At 71.6% G+C, this 19,739-nt stretch carries 16 protein-coding genes; 2 read left to right on the top strand and 14 right to left on the bottom strand.

Annotated features, from left to right (window positions below; genetic code table 11):
- Positions 1-546 (top strand): cation:proton antiporter domain-containing protein (locus tag BGN98_RS00405; protein ID WP_288118689.1); only part of this gene is annotated, 546 nt, incomplete at its 5' end.
- A gap of 36 nt (positions 547-582) precedes the next feature.
- Positions 583-1,020, top strand: a complete 438-nt coding sequence (locus BGN98_RS00400; protein WP_288118687.1) for a recombinase family protein — start codon at positions 583-585, stop codon at positions 1,018-1,020.
- 3 nt (positions 1,021-1,023) lie between these two features.
- On the opposite strand, the gene BGN98_RS00395 is transcribed toward BGN98_RS00400, so the two are convergent.
- The 14 genes from BGN98_RS00395 to BGN98_RS00330 all read right to left on the bottom strand — a co-directional run bounded on the left by BGN98_RS00395 (position 1,024) and on the right by BGN98_RS00330 (position 19,737).
- Positions 1,024-1,650 (bottom strand): hypothetical protein, encoded by a 627-nt coding sequence (locus BGN98_RS00395; protein ID WP_036284362.1) that lies wholly within the window; start codon positions 1,648-1,650, stop codon positions 1,024-1,026.
- Complete coding sequence (locus tag BGN98_RS00390) at positions 1,647-2,075, bottom strand: hypothetical protein (RefSeq protein ID WP_233449443.1); 429 nt, start codon at positions 2,073-2,075, stop codon at positions 1,647-1,649. The genes BGN98_RS00395 and BGN98_RS00390 overlap by 4 nt, the downstream gene beginning before the upstream one ends.
- 53 nt (positions 2,076-2,128) lie before the next feature.
- Positions 2,129-3,733 carry a hypothetical protein gene (locus tag BGN98_RS00385; protein ID WP_036284357.1) on the bottom strand — a complete coding sequence of 535 codons (1,605 nt, stop codon included), beginning with the start codon at positions 3,731-3,733 and terminating at the stop codon, positions 2,129-2,131.
- A complete protein-coding gene (locus BGN98_RS00380; RefSeq protein ID WP_051498702.1) occupies positions 3,733-4,059 on the bottom strand; it encodes a hypothetical protein in 327 nt (108 codons plus the stop codon). The genes BGN98_RS00385 and BGN98_RS00380 overlap by 1 nt, the downstream gene beginning before the upstream one ends.
- A 104-nt stretch (positions 4,060-4,163) precedes the next feature.
- Positions 4,164-4,460, bottom strand: coding sequence for a WXG100 family type VII secretion target (locus tag BGN98_RS00375; RefSeq protein WP_005054492.1), 297 nt, complete (start codon positions 4,458-4,460; stop codon positions 4,164-4,166).
- 127 nt (positions 4,461-4,587) lie between these two features.
- Positions 4,588-9,096: a type VII secretion EssC family protein gene (locus BGN98_RS00370; RefSeq protein WP_204946434.1), complete on the bottom strand. Its 4,509-nt coding sequence runs from the start codon at positions 9,094-9,096 to the stop codon at positions 4,588-4,590.
- Positions 9,093-9,890: an FHA domain-containing protein gene (locus BGN98_RS00365; RefSeq protein WP_036284352.1), complete on the bottom strand. Its 798-nt coding sequence runs from the start codon at positions 9,888-9,890 to the stop codon at positions 9,093-9,095. Before BGN98_RS00365 ends, BGN98_RS00370 begins: the two co-directional genes overlap by 4 nt.
- Positions 9,887-11,551, bottom strand: coding sequence for a serine/threonine-protein kinase (locus BGN98_RS00360; RefSeq protein ID WP_036284350.1), 1,665 nt, complete (start codon positions 11,549-11,551; stop codon positions 9,887-9,889). The genes BGN98_RS00365 and BGN98_RS00360 overlap by 4 nt, the downstream gene beginning before the upstream one ends.
- The gene (locus tag BGN98_RS00355) at positions 11,548-12,939 is read right to left on the bottom strand and encodes an FHA domain-containing protein (RefSeq protein ID WP_036284348.1); all 1,392 of its coding nucleotides are present in this window, start codon (positions 12,937-12,939) and stop codon (positions 11,548-11,550) included. Before BGN98_RS00355 ends, BGN98_RS00360 begins: the two co-directional genes overlap by 4 nt.
- Entirely contained in the window at positions 12,939-13,781 is an 843-nt protein-coding gene (locus BGN98_RS00350) for a PP2C family protein-serine/threonine phosphatase (protein WP_036284346.1), read from the bottom strand. The genes BGN98_RS00355 and BGN98_RS00350 overlap by 1 nt, the downstream gene beginning before the upstream one ends.
- On the bottom strand, positions 13,778-14,956 hold the full coding sequence (locus BGN98_RS00345; protein ID WP_036284344.1) for an RDD family protein: 1,179 nt from the start codon (positions 14,954-14,956) through the stop codon (positions 13,778-13,780). Before BGN98_RS00345 ends, BGN98_RS00350 begins: the two co-directional genes overlap by 4 nt.
- Positions 14,949-17,375: a transglutaminase TgpA family protein gene (locus BGN98_RS00340; protein ID WP_288118673.1), complete on the bottom strand. Its 2,427-nt coding sequence runs from the start codon at positions 17,373-17,375 to the stop codon at positions 14,949-14,951. The genes BGN98_RS00345 and BGN98_RS00340 overlap by 8 nt, the downstream gene beginning before the upstream one ends.
- The gene (locus BGN98_RS00335; RefSeq protein ID WP_036284340.1) at positions 17,372-18,766 is read right to left on the bottom strand and encodes a DUF58 domain-containing protein; all 1,395 of its coding nucleotides are present in this window, start codon (positions 18,764-18,766) and stop codon (positions 17,372-17,374) included. Before BGN98_RS00335 ends, BGN98_RS00340 begins: the two co-directional genes overlap by 4 nt.
- Positions 18,766-19,737 (bottom strand): AAA family ATPase, encoded by a 972-nt coding sequence (locus BGN98_RS00330; protein ID WP_036284339.1) that lies wholly within the window; start codon positions 19,735-19,737, stop codon positions 18,766-18,768. The genes BGN98_RS00335 and BGN98_RS00330 overlap by 1 nt, the downstream gene beginning before the upstream one ends.
- Between the last annotated feature and the right edge of the window lie 2 nt (positions 19,738-19,739).

The following is a 19,739-nucleotide window of genomic DNA, read 5'->3' as shown; positions in this document are numbered from 1 at the left end:
AAGGAGGGCGTCGTCATCGTCTGGGCCGGGATGCGGGGCGTCGTCACCCTCGCCGCCGCGCAGACGCTCGACCCGGAGACGACACCCGCCCGCGAGCTCCTGATCCTCATCGCTTTCGTCGTCGCGCTCGTGAGTCTGATGGTCCAGGGCCTCAGTCTGCCGTGGGTGATCCGCATGCTGCGCATTCCGTCGGCCGCCGGCGACGGCAGTAGCAGCGAGGAGGCCGAGCGTCTCGCCGACGAGCTGCGGGAGGCCGCGCTGGCGCACCTGCGCACACCCGGGCTCGCCGATTCCTCGGGCCAGCCGTTTCCGCCCGAGGTGCTCTCCAAGCTCGCCGAGCGCATGAGCAGCCCTCCGATCGAGGCGCCCGAGATCAGCACCGCGAGTGTCATCGACCTGCGGATCTCTCTGATCGAGGCCATGCGCGAGCGTCTCGTCGACGTGTCGAGCGAGGGGTCGTACTCCTCCGCAACGCTCCGACACGCTCTCGCGCAGCTCGACGCCGACCAGCTCAGCATCCAGCTGCGACGCGACCCCGACGACTGAACCGGATCGGCTCGCGTGTCGGCGCGGTAGGACACAATGGATGCCGTGAGCACCGGTCAGCCGGACGACCCGCGCGCCCCCGCCGACTACGCCGAGTCGGTCGCCCTGCCCGCCGTGACGTCGGCCGTGCCGGTCGTGGTGTCCGGCACGGACTGGTGGGCTGCTCGTCCCGCCGGCTCACGCCTCGTGGGACTCGTCGTCGCGCGCGACGATCTGCCGTCGGTGATCGCGCAGCGTGACGCCCTCGCAGACTTCGGGGTGCCGATCGAGGGCTTCCGTCATCCCGCCCCCGAGACCGGGGAGAGTTGGGCCGAGCGCCTCAACCGCCTCTTCGGCCGTCTCGTGTCGGGCGACGTCGTCGTCGTCGCCGACAAGCATGCCCTCGGTCGCACGGTCGACGAGGAGACGCACGCCATCGCCGAGCTGCGGCGCCGCGGCATCATCGTGAAGGTGCTGGGCCACTACCGCAGCTGAGCGTCAGGCCGCGTCAGCCGCGCCCCACGACGATGCGGCGACGATCGCGTCGAAGAAGCGCAGCATCGCGTGCGGGATGTCACCGAGCGGCGTCGACATGTTCACCAGCGCGACTTGTTTGCTGTTCGGAACGGTGTACCAGTAGCGCGCGACCAGACGTCGCTGCACGGCCGACTGCCCGTCCTCCTCGATCACCTGCGTGCTCACGGCGTGCAGACGCAGCACCGCCGAGCCGGCGGCATCCATTCGTGTCGCCGTCTCCAGATCGGGCTCGCGGGTGTGGGGCAGGCTCAGCTCGAAAGCGCGCATCACCGACTCGGGAGCCGTTCCCACGGCAGGCGTGATCGTGATCGGGGTGTGGACCGTGATGGCGACAGGAGTTGGCACGCCCGGCGCGATCTCGCGGCAGATCAGCAACAGGCGTGCCGAGGCCTCGCGCGCTGCGGCAGCCGCATCGTCCAATCCGGACTGGATACGGCGACGGAGCAGCGGCGCATCGTCCGCGGGCCCGACGATCTCCCGGGCGAGCGACGCATTGTGATCGCGAGCCGCGTCTTCGTCTCGCGGGTCCACCGAGATCCACTCCCCCGGCAGGCGGAAACGCAGCTGTGGGCCGACGCTTTCACTCATTGCCGACCGGCGAGCCGGCGAACATCAGCGGCGCTGAGCTCGAGGAACTCCTCGGCCCCTCGACCACCCACGGTCTCCGCGACCGCCGCCATGACGGGAACTCCCGACGATCCCAGCACGACGCGGTCGGTATGGTCGGCCGGCGAGCCCTCGACAGCGGCGAGGGTGAGGTCCTTTCCTGCCAAGTCCGGGTCGTTGGCTGCCACGCGCGCGACGCGGGTGACGTCGTCGGCAACGGCCGGAGCGCTCGTGTCGTCGACGAACATCCACACCACGATCTTCTCGTTGGTGGGCAGACCGGGGTGCTGCACTTCCACGAGCGCACCGTTGAGACCAGCCTCGCGGCCGAGCCGGTCGGACACATCCTTTTCATTCATTCCCGAACATCCCGTCAGAATCAGCGCGAGGACTGCGGTGGCAGCCATCGCGTGCCAGAGTCGATTCCTGGACATCTCTCGTCACCTCTCTGCCGCTGCGTTCACCCGCGCACGTAGACCTCTTCGTGCACGTGCTCCGTGGTTCCGACCGCGTTGCCGGCGAAGAAGATCTCGTCTCCGGGGCGCACGTCGGGGACCACGTCGTCCGCGAGCTCACCGTACATCGTCGAGTCGTGTATCCGCGGGTCGACGGGATGGAAGGTCTGCCAGTTCGGCCCGGGAACGTCGTCACGACCGTACCCGACGAGCTCCAGGTGGTGCACCGGATCCCAGACGTTGTTGACCTGTGTGACGCGCACCGACGGATCGATCGCGTCGGCATACTTGTCGATGGCCGACCCGGCCGTCACCACGGACTGCACGCGCCCGTCGAGGGCCGGATCGGTGGCGATGTCGCCGGCCATCATCCCACCGAGGCTCCACCCCGTGAGCATGATGGGTGCATCGCTGTCGAACACACCCGCCCGGCGCATCGCGTCGTACACCGCGCGTTCGTACTGCGTATGCACGGAGGGATTCAGGGCGAGCATCGCATCGGTGGAGAGGTCATTGAGTCCTCCGTGCTCGTTGAAGGGGCTCCAGTTCTGGGTGCTCGGCAGCTGCACCCGCCAGGCCACGACCTTTCCGTCCTGCATGATCGCGACCACCCGGATGTGCGTCGAGTCCTGCCCACCGCGAACGTCCTGCCTCCCGACATCCTCGAACAGGTCTCCGTAGTCGGCCGGGGCTTCACCGTGGGCGTCGGGGGCGGCCGGCGACCGGTCGAAGGTCTTGGACGCATCGTCCACGTGTCGAGGCTGGCGCGAAGAGCTGCCGTCGCGCAGGGTGAACAGAAGCAGGAGGGAGCCGACGATCAGTACCGCGAGCACCGCGAGGGCGATCCAGCCGATCACGGCAGCGATCGCTGCGAGCAGGGCGACCACGATGACGATCGCGACGAGGATCACGACGATCGCCACCAGAACCGCCAACAGCTGGCCGAGGAACTCGAGCACGCCCTTCAGCACGTTGGCGGCCCAGTCGCCGATCCACTTGGCAGCGCCCTCCCAGAACTGGTTCCAGTTGTCGTACGCCGAATCGCTGTCGCCCTCGATGGCCGTTTCGATCTTGGCGATCGCGGCGTCGGCGATCGCGCGCAGGCGGTCACGAGCGGAGGAGAGCTGCTGCCGGGCATCCTGCAGCTGGGCGTAGGCGTTCGACTCGGACTGACGCAGGCGCCGCAGATCGTTCTCGATCTCGTCGATCTGATGTTGCGGCGCGTCGACGGCCTCGGCGCGCAGCAGGTCGCCCTCGCGCCGTGAGATGTCGTTCGGTAACGTCGCCGACCTCTGGTCGTAGTATTCCGCCGTGGCGATCGCCGCGCGGGCGTCCTTCTGGATGGGGCGCAGATCCGCGGCGTAGGTCTGCAGGGCCTCCCCGGTGTTGCGGTATCTCGTGCGGGCCTTGTTGAGCGATCGCGCGACCTCCGTCGCGGTACGGGCCAGGGCATCCGTGGACTGCGAGATCTGCCCGTCGATGAGTCCTCGGAGCGACTGCGCCGCCTGCTCGATCGCTGCCGCCGCCGTGACGAGGTCGGCCGCGCGGGGGTCGAGCTGGTCGGGGTTACCGAGAAGGACATCCTCGAACTCAACCGAGATGGCGCTCATCAGCCCTCCCCCTCGCCGTCGGTCTGCGTCTCGGGCGCGGCCTCTTGCGCCTGCCGCGCGAGTTCGTCGTCAACCTCGGTCATGCTGTCGACGATCGCATCGATGCTGTCGCGCAGGAACTGCAGCTTCTCGGTGAGCTTTCCCCGGTTGTAGTCCCAGTTGTCGGCGAAGTCTCGGACCTTGCCGGCAAGACGATCCTCGCCGGTGAGGACGGCAAGGTCGTCCCCGACCGTTCCGGCCGACCCGAATGTCGAGAGCGCCTCATCGACGCGCACGCGCGCGGCGCGCAGGGCGTCGAAGTCGAGCTGCACATCTGTCATCGTCATCCCCCAAGGTTCGCGAGGCCCTCCACCTGCACACTCGGCGCACCGGCGCGAGGTGGAAGGCCTCGTGAACCTGCGGGGCGCGCGAGCGCCCCGCAGGTTCCCGATCACTGACCGAGCTGGCTGGCGAGCTGCTCGTCGGTGGACTGCAGGGCCTGAGCGGCCTTCTCGAGGAACGAGGCCATGCCCTCGATGCCCTGGACCGTCTTGGTCGCACCGGTCGTGAACTCGGTGTAGGAGGCGTCGAAGGCGCCCGAGGCGCGGCTCGTGGTGAAGCCGTCCTGGACGAGCTGAGCGACGAGCTGACGCAGGCGCTGCAGGTTCGCCTCGAGCTCGTTCTGTCCGTCACGCAGGCGCGAGGCGGCCGAGTTCATCTGGTCGTAGGTGACATTCAGATTGGCCATGAGGGCCCCTTTCATCTGGCCCGGCCGGTGTGCCGGGAGGTCTTGTTGTTTCGAAGATAGGCGGCGTCGCGGCCGGTGACCATGGGGAGAACTCCCCATGAGCGCCCGCGCGCCCGGCCCACCGCGGTCATGTCTGCGCCCCCGAGGAGGCGAGGGTACCCGACTCGACGCCGACCGGGACGTCCCCGACCACCAGCGGGAACTGGATGCGCACGGTCTTGCCGCGATGAGCCAGGATTCCGCGTCCCACCGGGAGCTCGCCCCGCACCAACCGGGGGAACGGCGTCTTGAGAACGACCTCGCCGTCGATCGTCTCCGGCTGCAGCACGACGCCGCGCCGCGCCGCCTTGATCTCGCCGAGCAGCCCGAAATTCGTCGTCCACTCGCTCATCTCCCCGACCACGACGAAGAACACCTCACCGCGACCGGCGCGTTTGACGAGCGTGGAGAGGTTCATCTCGATGATCGACGTGGCGAACTCTCCGATGCCCTCCAGCACGACCAGCGGCACGGGTCCGCCCGCCTGGGCGCGGTCGGCCGCCTCATCGACGGCGCCGAGCACCGCCATGGCCGCCGAGGGAGACTCGGCGGTCGCGGTCCACGCGACGACGTCCTGCACGGGCGATCGACGGTCGCCGATGTAGAACGCGGGCGTGTCGGGCCGCGCGCGCAGCGTCTGCCGCGCGATCGCGGCGGCGGCGGTCGAACGGCCCGCGCCGGGCGAGCCGGCGACGATGAACGTGCCGTGGGCGTCGATGCCGAACGGACCGAGGTCGAGATCGGACAGCCCGATGGCCACCCCCGTCGGCGTCGCGGGCGGCAGCTCATCGGCCGTGTACTCGGTGGGCAGCGCGCGGATCGCGGGCGCAGCGACCGTGCCGCGGCGGATCATCACCTCGGCCATCCGATCGATCGCCAGCGACTGGTCCTTCGTGCTGGAGGTGCCCCCGATGACGGCGATCTGCGCCTCGTGGTCGTCGACGATGGCCCGACCGGGCGCTGCGTCGACGCCGAGGATGTCACGCGGCATCCCGAGGAGTGCATAGCCGTCTTCGTCGGCCATCCGCAGCACGATGCGGCGTTGGATCATCGCCTGAAGAGAGGTGGGCACGCTCTGGCCGCGGTCGGCGGTGAGGGCCACGTGGATGCCGAGGCCGCGACCGTCGGTGAGCACCTGCTGGAACGCGCGGTAGGCCTCCGCGCGCCCGGACACACCCTCGAACGCGGTGCGGAACGCGGGGAACCCGTCGATGAGCAGCAAGATGCGCGGCTCGTCGGGGCGACCCGCGAGGGCGCGGTACTCGGTCAGGGTGGAGGCACCTGCCGCGGCATACGCGTCACCGCGACGGTCGAGCTCGCTGCGGAGCGTGGCGAACAGGCGATCGATGCGTTCCGTGTCGTCGCCGGAGATGACGGCACCCACGTGCGGCAGCGACTCGAGCATGCGCAGGCCCCCGGTCGCGGCGTCCAGCCCGTAGACGTGGACGGGACCGCCGCGCGGGGTGATCCCGGCCGACACGGCGAGCGTGCGCAGGGTCACCGACTTTCCGGAGCCGCCGGTGCCGAAGATCGCGAGGTGGCCCTCGGTGTCGGGTTCGAAGAAGAACGGCACCTGGTCCTGCCGCTCGGGCACGTCCACGACGCCGAGCACCAGCCGGGCGTCGGTGCGCTGGTGCAGCTTGGTCTGGTCGAAAGTGGTGGCCAGCTCGTCGAGCCACGGCCGACGGGGCGGCGCGATGCGGGCCAGCTGCGCGGCGTCGCCGAAGCGCGCCACGAGCAGCTGCTGATCGTTGGGGCCGAGGTCTTCGGTCTCGGCAGGCGCCTCGACGGCGGGCTTCTCCCACGCCGGCGCGTCGCCGAGCAGGAACGGGCGCACCTCGACGGCGGGTTCGGCTTCGGCCCGGAGGCTCCAGCCTCCCGAGTAGGCCGACTGGAAGAGGTTCATGCGACCGGGACCGGTCTTGGCGATGCCGCGACCGGGGATGCCGGGATCGAACAGGGCGGCCTCCTTCGACCCGATGACGTCGTCGGAGTCGGTCTCGTCGGCCATGCGCAGCGCGACGCGGAGGTTGGTGTTGGCACGCAGGTTGTCCTTGATGACACCGGCGGGGCGCTGCGTCGCCATGATGAGGTGGATGCCGAGCGAGCGCCCGCGCTGGGCGATGTCGACGACGCCGTCGACGAACTCGGGCACCTCCTTGGCGAGTGCGGCGAACTCGTCGATGACGAGGACGAGTGCGGGGGGAGCGTCGGGGTCGGCGGCCTTCTCGAGCTCGAGGAGGTCTTTCGCCTTCTTCCGGTTGAACAGGTGCTCGCGGTGGTGCAGTTCGGCGCGGAGGCTCGTCAGCGCCCGACGGACGAGATGCGGGCTGAGGTCGGTCACGAGGCCCACGCAGTGCGGGAGGCTGACGCAGTCGGCGAAGGCCGAGCCGCCCTTGTAGTCGACGAAGAGGAACGTCACGCGCTCGGGGCTGTACTCGGCGGCCATGCCGAGCACCCAGGCCTGCAGGAACTCGCTCTTGCCCGAGCCGGTCGTGCCGCCGACGAGCGCGTGCGGACCCTGCTGGCGCAGATCGAGGTGCAGAGCGCCCTGCGCGCCCTGTCCGACGAGGGCACGAAGCTTGGGCTGGTAGCCGGCGCCGGAGCGCGTCGCACGGATCGACGCATTCTGCGTCCACCGGTCGATGACGGCGTCGGCGCTGGTCGCCATGTCCGACCCCAACAGCTGTAGCAGGGGGATGGTGCGCGGCACGTCCCCGGCGTCCTCCGCGACATCGCCGATGTCGGTGATGCGGGCCAGGGCCCGGGCCACGACGCCGAAGCGCGCGGCATCCAACGCCTCGACACGCAGGGGGGCGATGACGGTGCCGAGGCGCACGAAGTTGGCGCTCGCCTCCCCGTCGGCGGGAAGCTCGACCCACGTGCGGCAGGCGGCGGGCAGGTCGGACACGCGCGAGGTCGCCCACACCGGGATGACACCGCTGCCGGCGGCACGCTCACTCAGCTGGATGAGCCGACCCCGGTCGACGGGCGCGTCGGGCGTGATGATCACGACGTATGCCGGAAGCGGCATCTCTTCCTCGCGCCCCCGCGACTCGCCGACCTCGGCGCCGGCGGCGGTCGCGGCATCCGTCGCCTTGAGCGCCCGCAGACGCCGCAGCTGCTTCGTGCGGGTGTCGACCAACTCCTCCAGCTCGGCCAGCAGGCGCGAGGCGGTCGCCGCGTTGTCGGCGATGGGGGCCGTGCCGAGGGCGTCCTCGGCGGCCCACGTGTGCGGCAGCCACTTGAGGTCGGCAAGCGCCGCACGGGTGGCCGGGCCGACGAAGGCGACGATGTGGACGTCGGACGGCGCGTGCAGCCCCGCCGTCTGGGCCAGCAGCGCCCGCGCCGTGTCACCGACGCGCGCCGTCGAGCCGGCGATGCCGATCGCGCCGGCCTCGGCCAGCGACTCGAGGATCGGCACGTCGTCGACCTCGCGGAACGCGTCGACGACCTCGTCGAGGCGGTCGACGTACGACGGGATCGCCGCGTCGCGCTTCGTCGACTCGGCGACGGAGTTGCGGCTCGGGGCGGTGCCGTCGCCGAGACGGACGTGCAGGAACGACCAGTGCTCGGGCCGGCGCGTCCACACCAGAGGCCCGGCGGCGAGCGCGTCGGCGCAGATGGGATCGAGCTCGGGCACCTCGCCGCGGCGGACGCGGCGCTCGGTCTCGCGCTCCTGCTCGAGGCGGGTGGACAGGCGGGTGAGCTGCTGCTCGAAGCGGTCTTTGTCGCGCTGCAGCTGCGCGCGGCCCTGCAGGCGCGTCGTCAGCCAGGTGCCGAGCATGAGGAGGGGCGACGCCGCGACGAACACGAGCGCCATCGGATTCTTCATGACGAAGAAGAGCACGACGCCCATGATCACCGGAGCGATCATCGCGAGCCACGGGAACATCTGCGGCGCGGGCGGTGCCGGCAGGTCGGTGCCGGGCAGCTCCTCGCCGAGGTAGCGCGCCTCCACCCGCGGCGAGCGCACGAACGGCACCTGCCGCCACGTGGAGGGCGCCGCCGTGGCGTCGGCGGGAGCCGCCGTGATGCGCAGGCGCGTGTCGCCCAGCACGGCGTCGATCTGGCCGTCGGCGGCCGTCAGGTAGGTGACCGGCGCCCCGTCGACGAGGATGCCGTTGGCGGAGTTCAGGTCGACGAGTTCGGCCCGGCCCTGCCCGACCTCCAGCCGCGCGTGCCGCTTGGAGACCAGCGGATCGTCGAGCACGATGTCGCACTGGGGGTCTCGTCCGATGATGACCACCCCGCGCTGCAGCGGGATCGTGGTGCCGGCGCCGGCACCCGAGGCGATCTCGACGTCGCCGAGTTTCTGCGGCGGCTGATAGCCAGTCGGCACGATGCGCACGGCCGAGCCCGCACCCAGCTGGACGTGCGACACGGATGCCGCGGCATCCAGCACCTCTCCCGGGCCCGGAGCGATCGTGCCGAACGCCTCGAGCGTCACCTCGTCGCCCGCCGCCGCCCCGCCGCCGCGCGGATCGAGCTCGGCGATGGTGCGTGCGAGGTCGCCGACGGTCGCATCGGCATCGGCGTTGATGACGAGATCTTCCGGCTCGCCTCCGGGGCGGACCAGCGTGGTGCGCAGCTTCATCCCTGTTCCTTCCTGCGCGGTGCGTCATCGGCGGCGTCGCGATCGAACGCGGCGGGGTCGTCCAGCATGGCGAGGTCCTCTCGCACCACCAGTCGCGAGGCGACGGCGTGCTCCACCAGGCGCACGCGGCGGTTCGTGGCCGAACTGGTCACGCCGCCGCGCAGGCCCGGCACGCCCTGACGGTCGAGCTTGTCGCAGACGTTGTCGAGCTTGCGATTGAAGCGGGTGATGCTCCAGCCCAGGCGCTGCGCGGCAGCGGCCGAACTGGGCAGCTCGCTCATCCCGGTGCCCTCGCGCCGCAGCACCGGCTCGGCCAGAGCGAGGATCAACAGCTTCTGGCTCGGTGTCAGGGGAACGGCGCCGATCGTCGACTCCCCGTCGAGGACGCTCTCGGCCGCCGTCTCGCGGAAAGCCGGCTGCGCCGTGTGCACGGACAGCTCGTAGGTGGTGGGACCGGCGCTGAAGACGACCGTGGTCACTCCGAACACGATCGGCAGGCGGGCGCCCGGGGCGAGTTGGGCCTGCACCCGCCCCTCCGTGTCGGTGACGGTGGCCGACAGGCGCGAACCGATGTTGACCAGCCACCACAGCCCGGCGGACTGCTCGATCGAGAGGAAGTGGCGGTGCAGGAACCGGTTGTCGTCGATCGCGAGATCGCCCTCCCGGCCGATCGTGAACCGTGTGCCCGACGGCACCGTGATGTACTCGCCCGCGAACTCCACCGTGATGTCGCTGCTCGCAGCATCCGCTGCGGCCTCGTCGAGGGGCGGAACCGTGTCGTGAATGTCGGTCATGGGACGCACTTCCGCATCTCGGTGCCCGCCACGCCGCTCTTGCGGACAAGAGTGACCGCGACGCAGGTGGTGCCACCGGCATCCACGGGAACGGACACCGTGGGCTCGGTGACCTTGCGGACGTCGCCGTTGCCGGCCAGCGTGTACGCGTACCAGAGGTAGCCGTCGCCGTCCTTCGGGTCGGGGTTCGTCCAGGTGAAGACGACGTTGCCGCCCTCGATCCGGCCGGCGAGCTGCGTCACGGCAGGCACGACGTCTTCGAACGGATCCTGCGCGACCGCGGTCGTCGACGGCGTCGGAGACGCCTGCGGCTCGACGGCGGGCGTCAACAGGCTCGCGCCGACGGCGACGGCTCCCACAACGACGACGGCCGCGGCGATGCCCAGACCGATCCACAGACCGCGGCGAGACCGGGGGGTCGCCGTCTCGTCCGCACCGGCAGCGGTCTCCGGGGCGGTCGCCGTGCGTGCGTCCGTGGGATCGAGCGTGTGCGCGGGCAGCGGTGCACCCGTGGCAGGGCGGCGGATGGTCGACGAGGTGTCGATGTCGACCTGCGGGGCGATCGAGACGGGTCCGCGCAGCAGCGTCGGCTCGGCCGTGTCGGCCGGGGCCGCCGCGACGGTGGATGCCGCCGGCAGCGTGCCCGTCGTCTCGGGCGCCCACGGGTTGTCCCTGTCACGGCGGCGCGTGGGGCCGGCGGCCGGGTTCGTGTTCGGCTCGATGCTCACGATGCCGCGGACCCGGGTGAGCTCACCGTCGGCGTCGTCCTCGGCATCCTCGTGCGGGGCATCGTCGAGGATGTCGATCGGGGTGACCGAATGGGCGAGCTCGATCTGCACGCGCTGCAGGGCACGGGCGAAGGCGAGGGCGGATTCGTACCGATCGCCCGGACGCTTGGCCATCGCGCGCTCGAGCACCAGTTGCAGCGAGGCAGGGGCGTCGGCCCGCGTCAGCGGCGGCACCGGCTGCGACTCGATGCGCTGGATGAGATCGGCGCCGCCGTTACGGCCGCCGGGCTGCTCGAACGGCGAGCGCCCGGCCAGCAGCGTGTAGACGGTCGCGCCCAGCGCATAGACGTCGGTGGCGACGCCGGATGCCGGTGCATCACTGAACGCCTCCGGCGGCGACCACGGAATCGACATGCCTCCCGACGACTCCTCCGACTCCGCCGTCGTCGCGATGCCGAAGTCGGTGAGCGCGGGCCGGTTGTACTCGGTGACGAGGATGTTGGCCGGCTTGATGTCGCGATGCAGGATGCCGGCGCGATGCGCGGTCTCGACGGCGGCCGCGACCTGCACACCCACCCGCAGCGCCTCGGCGACGGAGAACGCCGCCGTACGGGAGCGCACCTGCAGGTTGGGCCGCGAGCAGTACTCCATGACCAGGTAGGGCCGGCCGTCGTCGGACACGCCGGCCTGGTAGATCGTCACGATCGCCGGGTGCGTCGACAGCAGGGCCATGACGTTCGCCTCGGCGGTGAACTGCTCGGCCGAGCCCGAGGCCAAGCGGTCGGGCAGCATGACCTTCACCGCGACGCGGCGGCGGGGAAGCTGCTGCTCATAGAGATAGACGTCCGCGAACCCACCCGAGCCGAGCACGTCGACGTAGGTGAATCCGGGCAGGGCGGGCGGCGGTGCCGGCGGACGCTTGGCGGCGCTCACGGGAGGTCCTCGAAGGTCACGGTCACGTCATCGCCGAGATCGAGGACGTCACCGGTGACGACCATCGTCGGCTCGTTCGGGTGCAACCGCACCGGTTCGCTGCCGCCGCGCAGCAGCACGGTGCCGTTGGTCGTGTCGAGGTCGGTGACGAGCACGTGCTCGCCCTCGGCGCGGATCTCGACGTGGCTGCGGGAGATGTCCTGATCGGGGCTGTCCACCGCGACCAGGGTCGGCAGGTCGGCTCCGGTGGTGCGCGTCGATTTCGGGCGACGACCGATGATCACCGGACGCTCGAGCTCGACGACACGTCCGGTCGACAGCCGGATGCGTCCGCGCGCCGGCCGACGCGCGGGCACGTTGTCGGTCGAATCGAACGCGGGTCGCTCGGCACGAAGGGCTCGCATCTCGGCGACGGCGATCGTCGCCCCGTCGTGGTCGCCGAGATCATCGCCGTCGCCGGCGGAGGTCGCGTTGTTCGCGGCGGGCGCCGCGGGGGACGCTTCGGCCGCTGACTCCGCCTCGGGGTCGACGGCGGCGATCGCAGCGGCGGACACCGGACGGGCCACGGTCTCGCCCCAGAGCAGGTCGTACTCGTCGACGGGGGCGGCGACCTCCTCGGCGGCGGTCGCCTCGGGGATCAGCGTGTCGGCCGAGGTGTCGGCAGCCGGCGCCGCCGGCTGCGGTTCGGCGTCCGGCGCGGGCTGCGGTACGGGGGCGCCGCCGAACAGCCCTGGCGGCACCGAATCTATGACGGATGCCGAGGAGATGGCGGATGCCGAGGAGGTGGCGATGCCCGATTGCTCCTCGGCATCCGACGCATCCTCGGCAACCGACGGCCCGGTGGCCGGGGCCACGGCGACGGCCACGGCCGGAGCGGAAGCTGCAGGAGGAACAGGAGAAGCGGACGCCGCGGACACGACGGCGAGGTCGATCTCGACGAGATCGGTGCGCACCACTCCGGACCGCAGCGGCAGGTCCGCGGCCGGCGCCGGCGCGCCCGCGTGAGGGGCGACGCTCACGCACACGGCCCCCGGCACGAAACGCTCGGTCCACGTCGCCACGCCCGCGCCCGACACCGCCTCGGGGTGCTGGCCCTCGACGACGACCTCGACGTCACCGCGCACGGCCACGCGCACGCCGCCGGCCTCGGCGATCGCGAGGGCGAACGGCGGGATCGCCGTGAGCGACGTGCCGAACGCGCTCGTGAGCGCCTCGAGGACGGCGCCGATGCCCCCCGTGCCCAGCCCGCGCCACACGCCGGTGGCCGTGGCCGCCGACACCGCCGGAGACAGCAGCACGACGGCATCGCCGTCGACCGCGAGCCACCACGCGTCGTCCGTCGCCGCCGGCCGATAGTCGATCCGCGTCTTCGTCATCGCATCCGTCATCACACATCACCTCTCGTGCCCGCGCGCGGTCGGGTGTCGCCGTCCGCCTCCGCCTGGCGCGCCCCCGCGGGGGCCGTGTCGTACACGTCGTCGTAGCCGGCGACGTGGACGGCATCCACGACCACCGCGGTGACGTTGTCGCGTCCGCCGTGCAGCAGCGCCTCATGGATCAGTCGCGTCGCCGCGGCTTCGGGATCGCTCTCCTCGGCGAGGATGTCACGCAGCCGATCGGCCGGCACCTCGCCGGACAGCCCGTCGGAGCAGACCAGGATGCGATCGCCCGGCTCGGCCGGCACCATCCAGTAGTCGGCCTGGCCTTCGCTTCCCGCCCCGATCGCCCGCGTGATCTCGTTGCGGCGACTGTCGGTGGCGGCATCGGCTCCCGACAGCACGCCGGCGTCGAGGAGCTCCTGCACGACCGAGTGGTCGACGCTGATCTGCTCGAGCACGCCCTGCGCGAAGCGGTACGTGCGGGAATCGCCGACGTTGACGGTCAGCCAGTATCCGACCCCGCCGACGTCGGCGACGACGACGCCCGACAGTGTCGTGCCCGCCGCACGTCCGTCGCTGGCGATCGCCTCGACGCGCGAGCGCGCACGACGAAGCGCCGCGCGCACCTGGTCGATGGCGAGGCTCGGACCACCGACCAGGTGGGCGAACTCGGCCACGACGGCAGCGCTGGCGCGGTCTCCCGCGTCATGCCCGCCCATCCCGTCGGCGACGAGGAAGAGGGGAGCCTGAGCGAGGTACGCGTCTTCGTTGACGCGGCGGCGAAGACCCGTGTGCGACGCCGCGCCGACGCGGACGACGATCGGGGGCTCCGCCGGCGTGGCGTCGATCACGAGGTCACCTCGACGCTCACCTGCCGGTCGCCGAACACGAGCACGTCACCCGCCTGGACCCGAGTGCGCTCCCCCGGCTCCAGCGGGAGCAGGTCGTCGCCGCGGCGCACCGCGACACCGTTGGTGGAGTGCCGGTCGACCACCCACACGGCGCGATCATCGTCGGGGATCAGTTCGAAATGCGTCTTCGACAGCGACAGGGTCTCATCGCGCACGGGTGAGACCATCGCGCCCGTCTCGGGGGCGGGATTACGGCCGAAGAGCGTGCGGCCGTAGAGCGCCTGCCGCGTTCCGTCGTCCCACACGAGGCGCGCGAAGGGACGTTCGCCGGTGGAGATCCGTGTCTCATCGATGCTCTCGATGACCACGCCGGCACCGGATACGGGCCCGCGATCGGCGGCCGGCGCGCCGGAGACCGGCGGCGGCGCGTCGGACACCTCCACCGTCGGCAGGCCGGGTGCGGGCGCGGGCGCGGGCTGATCGAGTCGGTCGGCGTCGCTCACCCCGGGGACGAAGGAGATGACGCCGCTCGCGAGCGGAGTGCTCCGCACCGGCGCGGGAGGCTCGGCGGGCGACCAGCCGCCGAGTTCGGGCGCCTGCCCCACCGGCAGGATCGGGGCGGCCGGCAGCACCGTCGGCGCCAGAGCCGACGCGGGCGAGGTGGGCGCGGCATCCGCGCCGGAATCGGCTGCGGGCGACGGCACGGGCGAGCGGCCGGCGACATCGGTCATGACGGCCCCCACGGCGCGGTCGTGCCATCCCCGGTGCCACGGCGACGAGTCGAAGAGCGGGGAGAAGTACCCGACGACGATCGCGCCGCCCAACGCCCAGACGAGGTTGCGGCCGAGCGCGCGGCCGAAGCCGAGGCGCGATGCCGGGGCCGACGCATCGACCGCCCCGCCCTCCCGCACGAGTCGCAGCCCGAGCGCGCGCATACCGAGCGAGCCGGCGCCGGCCTGCATCAGGGTGTAGACGACGAACCAACCGAGACCGATCACGTACGCCAGGGCCACGGCCAGCGGCAGGGGCAGTGCCCCTCCGGTGCCGAAGGAGATACCGGCGAACACGCCCACCGCGATCAGCAGGACGACCATTCCGATCGCCGCGTCGATCAGGTAGGCACCCACCCGCCGGCCCACCTGTGCCGGGCGCCGCACGAGATCCAGATCAGTCATCGGAGGACTCCGTTCCACGAGGGCGGATGCCGCGGCGCACACGAGCGACGACGGCGCGACCGGTGCCGGCGATCGCCTGGCCGACGGCGTGCCACGACCAGCCGCTGCGGCGCAGCGACCGCACACTCAACCGTGCGCGAAGGCGCTGCCAGACGGTCGTCGATCCGCGCATCTGGCCGACGATCTCATCGACCTCGCGCCAGAACGCGTCGACATCCTCCGGTGCCGGGTCGCCCGGACCGAAGACATCCACGTCGGCGCGGGTGGCGAGCTGCGTAACGCGCGGGTCGTCGAAAGTCGAGCCGACGACGAGCGCGCTCTCGGCACGGGTCGCCCCGATCGCCACCGGAGCCCGTAGGTCGACGGCCGAATCGACCAGTTCGTCCCAGCCTCCCGAGATGCGGTCCGCGGTGCGCTCGGCGTTGCGTCGGCGCGCACGGCGCACGCCCTTGATCACGCCCATCACGATGAACGGCGCCGCCAGCAGCAGCAGGATGCCGAGGGTGAGGCCGCCGTACAGCAGCACGGGTCCGAGCCAGCTGAGGTCTGCGGCCTGCTCCTCGTCCTGGTCGCGGTTCTCCGCGATCGCCGGCGGCAGGTCGGCGGGCTGCTGGGCGGGCGGCGGCGGCTGGAGCACCTGCGGCTTCGGGTTGGCCTTCGGCTTGGTCGACTGGTCGTTGGGCTTGTTGTCCTCGTCGGGGGTGGGATCGAACGGAACCCAGCCATAGCCCTGGAAGGCGATCTCCACCCACGCGTGCAGGTTGCCGCCGGTGGCGGTGAGCGTCGGCCCGTCCTGCGGGTGCTTCTCGTCGGCGTGCCACCCCATCACGACGCGCGCCGGCATGCCCAGCTGCGTCGCCATGAGGGCCATCGCGACGGCGTACTGCTCGTCGTCGCCGACCATCTGGTCACCGCCGAAGAGCGACGTGATGCGGTTGGCGCCGTGGCCCGACAGCGAGACGACGCCGTCGCCCAGACCGTGGCTGAAGAAGCCCTGCGTGTGCAGGTAGCTCTCCAGGGCTCGCGCCCGCTCGATCGGGGTGTCCGCGCTGGCTGTCGCCTTGGAGGCGATGTCGGCGATCTTCTCCGGAATGCCCGTCTGCTTCGGCATCTTCAGCGCCGCGAACGGCACGTCGGCCAGCGCCGTGTCGCTCGGCAGATCGGGGATGAGGGTGTCGATCGTGTACGCATCGCCCGTCGCAAGCCCCGCGGGGGCGACGGCGGTGCCGGTGGCGTCGTTGAAGTGCGTCGTGCGGGCGAGCTCCGATGCCCTCGGGCCGTCGAACGTGAAGTCGCGGACGGCGCCCACATCGGGCACCCACACTCCGCTCAGGTCGCCGATCTCGATGCGCAGCGTCGCCGCCGTGCCGGTCGCACCGGGCGACATGTTCGAGCGGATCGGCGTGAACGCGCTGGAAGAGCCCGCTCCGTCGTCGGACACGTTGTAGACGATGCCGTCGTAGGTGTCCATCGTCGCCAGGCGCACGCGGCCGTCCTTGGGCAGTCCCGTCACGGTGAACAGGGTCTTGTCGGCGTCGTCGCGCACGTAGCCGCGGAACGACTGCAGCGGGCTCGGGTAGTCGGTGATGTCGAACGGCGGAACGATGAAGTCGCGAAGGATGTACCGCGGCGGCGTGGCGACGGCGGCGGTGGCGATTCCCGCCGCCGAGGCGACCGCCAGCACGATGCCCCCCGCGACGAGTCGGCGCGTGCGCGAACTGTGCACCGCCGCGGCATCCGAGACTCCTGCCGACTCGATGCGCACGGCGGCACGATCATGGTCCCACGCGCGGCGCAGCGCGAGCCAGACGGTGCCGGCGACGGCGAAGACGATGCCCTGGACGAGCGGGGCCGCAGGCTGCGCGACACCCAGCAGGATCGTCGCGATCAGCACCGCGAGCGCGGGCAGCAGAGCCCAGGCGCCGTGGCGCGCCCGGAGTGCGAGCGACCCGGTGAGGACTCCGCCGACGAGGGTGAGGATGAAGGGGACCACGAGATGACCATCGGATGCCGCGACCGGCGGCACCGTGGTCAGCAGCTGCTTCCATGACGTGATCGTTCCGAGGGCGAGCTGCTGCAAGGTCTCGAGCGTCGGGATGACGCCGAGCAGCGTCGTGTGCGGCAGCGCGAGCGCTCCGCCGAACACGACGTAGGCGCCGATCGTCGCGCCGGCCAGGCTCAGCACGCCGAGGCGCCACCGCGCCCCCGCCCACGCGAGCGCCAGCCCGAGAGCGAGACCGCCGATGGCGGCGACGAGGTACTGCGGCGAGTCGAAGGTGGGGGCGAACCCGATGATCGACACGGCGAGCAGCAGCGCGGCGGCGGTCAGATCGAGAACGAGAACGCGCGGCTCGCGCGTCGTCTCCGCACGCGCGGTGGAGCGCGGGAGCCGACGCGGCAGCCGCAGACGCGCGCTCACGAGAGCACCTTCCGCACGGCGCGGGGCAGCTGGTCGAGCGCGCCGACGGTGACGACATCGGCCTCGCCGATGCGCTGAAGCGCCGGCGCATCCATCCGGGTGTCGGCGACGACCGCGAGCGCGCGCACGCCGAGCGGCAATCGCGAGCACGCGAGGCGGAGCTCGGCCGCGTCGGTGCGCGATCCGGTGACGAGCACGACGACCGCGGCATCCGGTGCGTGGGCGGCGATGCCGCCGGCGAGGGCGACGATGCCGCCGAGCCGGGCGCGCGAGTGCCCGAGCATCGAGAGCTCGTCGAGGAAGCGACGGGAGCTGAGCGAGCGCAGCGGCCCCTGCTGGGTGCGGGCGTCGAGAACGCGCGAGTCCCGCAGGGCGCGCAGACCGATGGAGCCGGCGACCGAGATGGCGAGCTCGAACTCCGCCGCCTCGCGATACTCGTCGGGAAGCGTGGACAGGCCCACCACGAAGTGCGAGCGGCGCGTCTCCTCGTACTGGCGCACCATCACCTCACCGACCCGGGCCGTCGACTTCCAGTGCACGTGGCGCAGGTCGTCGCCGGGCTGGTACTCCCGCAGCGCGTGGAAGGACACGTCGTCGCGCGCGAGGTGCTGCACCGGCAGACCTTCCAGGTCACGGAGGTGCCCGAGTGACAGGCCGTCCAGCGCCGTGGTCTGCGGGTGGACGTACAGGTCGACGGCCTGGCGGCGGTCGTGCGCGCGCTCGAACAGGCCCAGCGGGTCGCCGCGGCGGACGCTGACGGGTCCGACCGAGAGCACGCCGCGTGTCGTCGTCGGAATCGCGAAGACCTCTTCGTGCTCCTCGTCGGGAGCGAGGCGCGGCACCTGGAAGACCCCGCGGCCGGCGCCGACGGGCAGGATGACCTCGGAGGGAAGGAGCGTCCGCGGCGTGCGGTTGGCGAGCATGAGCCCGCCGACGGCGCGCTCGCCCACGACGACGCGGGTGCGCGTGAGGTCGAGCCCGATCTCGTACGTCGTGCGGCCGAAGAGGAAGCCGAGGCTGATGATCAGCGTCACCGTGATCACGGCAGCGATGACGAGGAACTCGCGCCAGCCGTAGGCGAAGGCCAGCCACCACACGAGCACGGCGGTCGCGATCAGCACCCACCCGAGCGGCTGCACCACGTCGCCGATCGCCCGCAGCACGCGGACGACGCGGCGGCGCACCGCCTCGATGCGCTCCCGGCGACGCTCGGCCGCGGTCGCCTCACGCGGGGCGACGAGAGGCGCGTCGCCGCCGTCAGGATCACCCCCGGCATCCGGCGTCGGCGGGGTCTGGGCGGCGGGCGTGGTGGCATCCGCGGGCGCGCCGGAGACGTCGCCCCGTCGGCGCGCGCGGCGCGACGGGGTGAGAGTGTCCGGTGCCGGCGACATCAGCTGGCGGCCCGCGCCAGGGGGGCCTCCACGGCGGAGACCGCCCGCTGGACGACGCTCTCGGCGGTCGTTCCGGAGAACTCCGCCTCGGGGTCGAGCACGAGGCGGTGCGCCCATACCGGCACGGCGAGGGTCTTCACGTCGTCGGGCACCACGAAGTGGCGACCCTGCGCGGCCGCGTAGACCTTGGCGACGCGCATCATCGAGATCGCTCCGCGCACCGAGACGCCGAGGCGGGTCGCCTCCGACGCGCGCGTGTGCTCGACGAGCTGCGCGGCATACCGCGCGACCACGGGGTCGACGTGCACGGTGGCGGCAAGGTCGGCCATGTCGGCGACCGCGCTCGTGGTGATGATGGCGCCGAGGGATGCCGACGGGTTGCGGTCGACCGCCCCCGCGAGGATCCGCTCGGTGACGGCGAGCGTCGGGTAGCCGATCGAGGTCTTCAGCATGAAGCGGTCGAGCTGCGCTTCGGGCAGCTTGTACGTTCCCGACTGCTCGATGGGGTTCTGCGTCGCGATCACGAGGAACGGTCGACCCACCTCGTGGGCCACGCCGTCCACCGTGACGCGCGACTCCTCCATGACCTCCAGCAGCGCCGACTGCGTCTTGGGCGAGGCACGGTTGATCTCGTCGGCCAGCACGATCGAGGAGAAGACCGGTCCGCGGTGGAACTCGAACCGGTGGTTCTGCTGATCGTAGATCGTGACCCCCGTGACGTCGGAGGGCAGCAGGTCGGGCGTGAACTGGATGCGCGTGCTCGTGCCCTGCACCGACGCGGCGATCGCCTTGGCGAGGCTGGTCTTTCCCGTTCCGGGAGCGTCCTCGAGCAGCACATGGCCTTCAGCCAGCATCGCCGAGAGCACGAGGCCGACGACCTCGCGCTTGCCGAGGAGCGCCTGATCGACGTTGTCGACGAGACGCGTGAAGGTGTCGCGGAACCACGCGGCCTGTTCGGGGGTCATGCTCATTC

It is taken from the genome of Microbacterium sp. 69-7, assembly GCF_001897985.1.
Taxonomy (GTDB): domain Bacteria; phylum Actinomycetota; class Actinomycetes; order Actinomycetales; family Microbacteriaceae; genus Microbacterium; species Microbacterium laevaniformans.
Note: the sequence above shows the minus strand (reverse complement) of the source record. Positions and strands in the feature narration are given on the sequence as shown.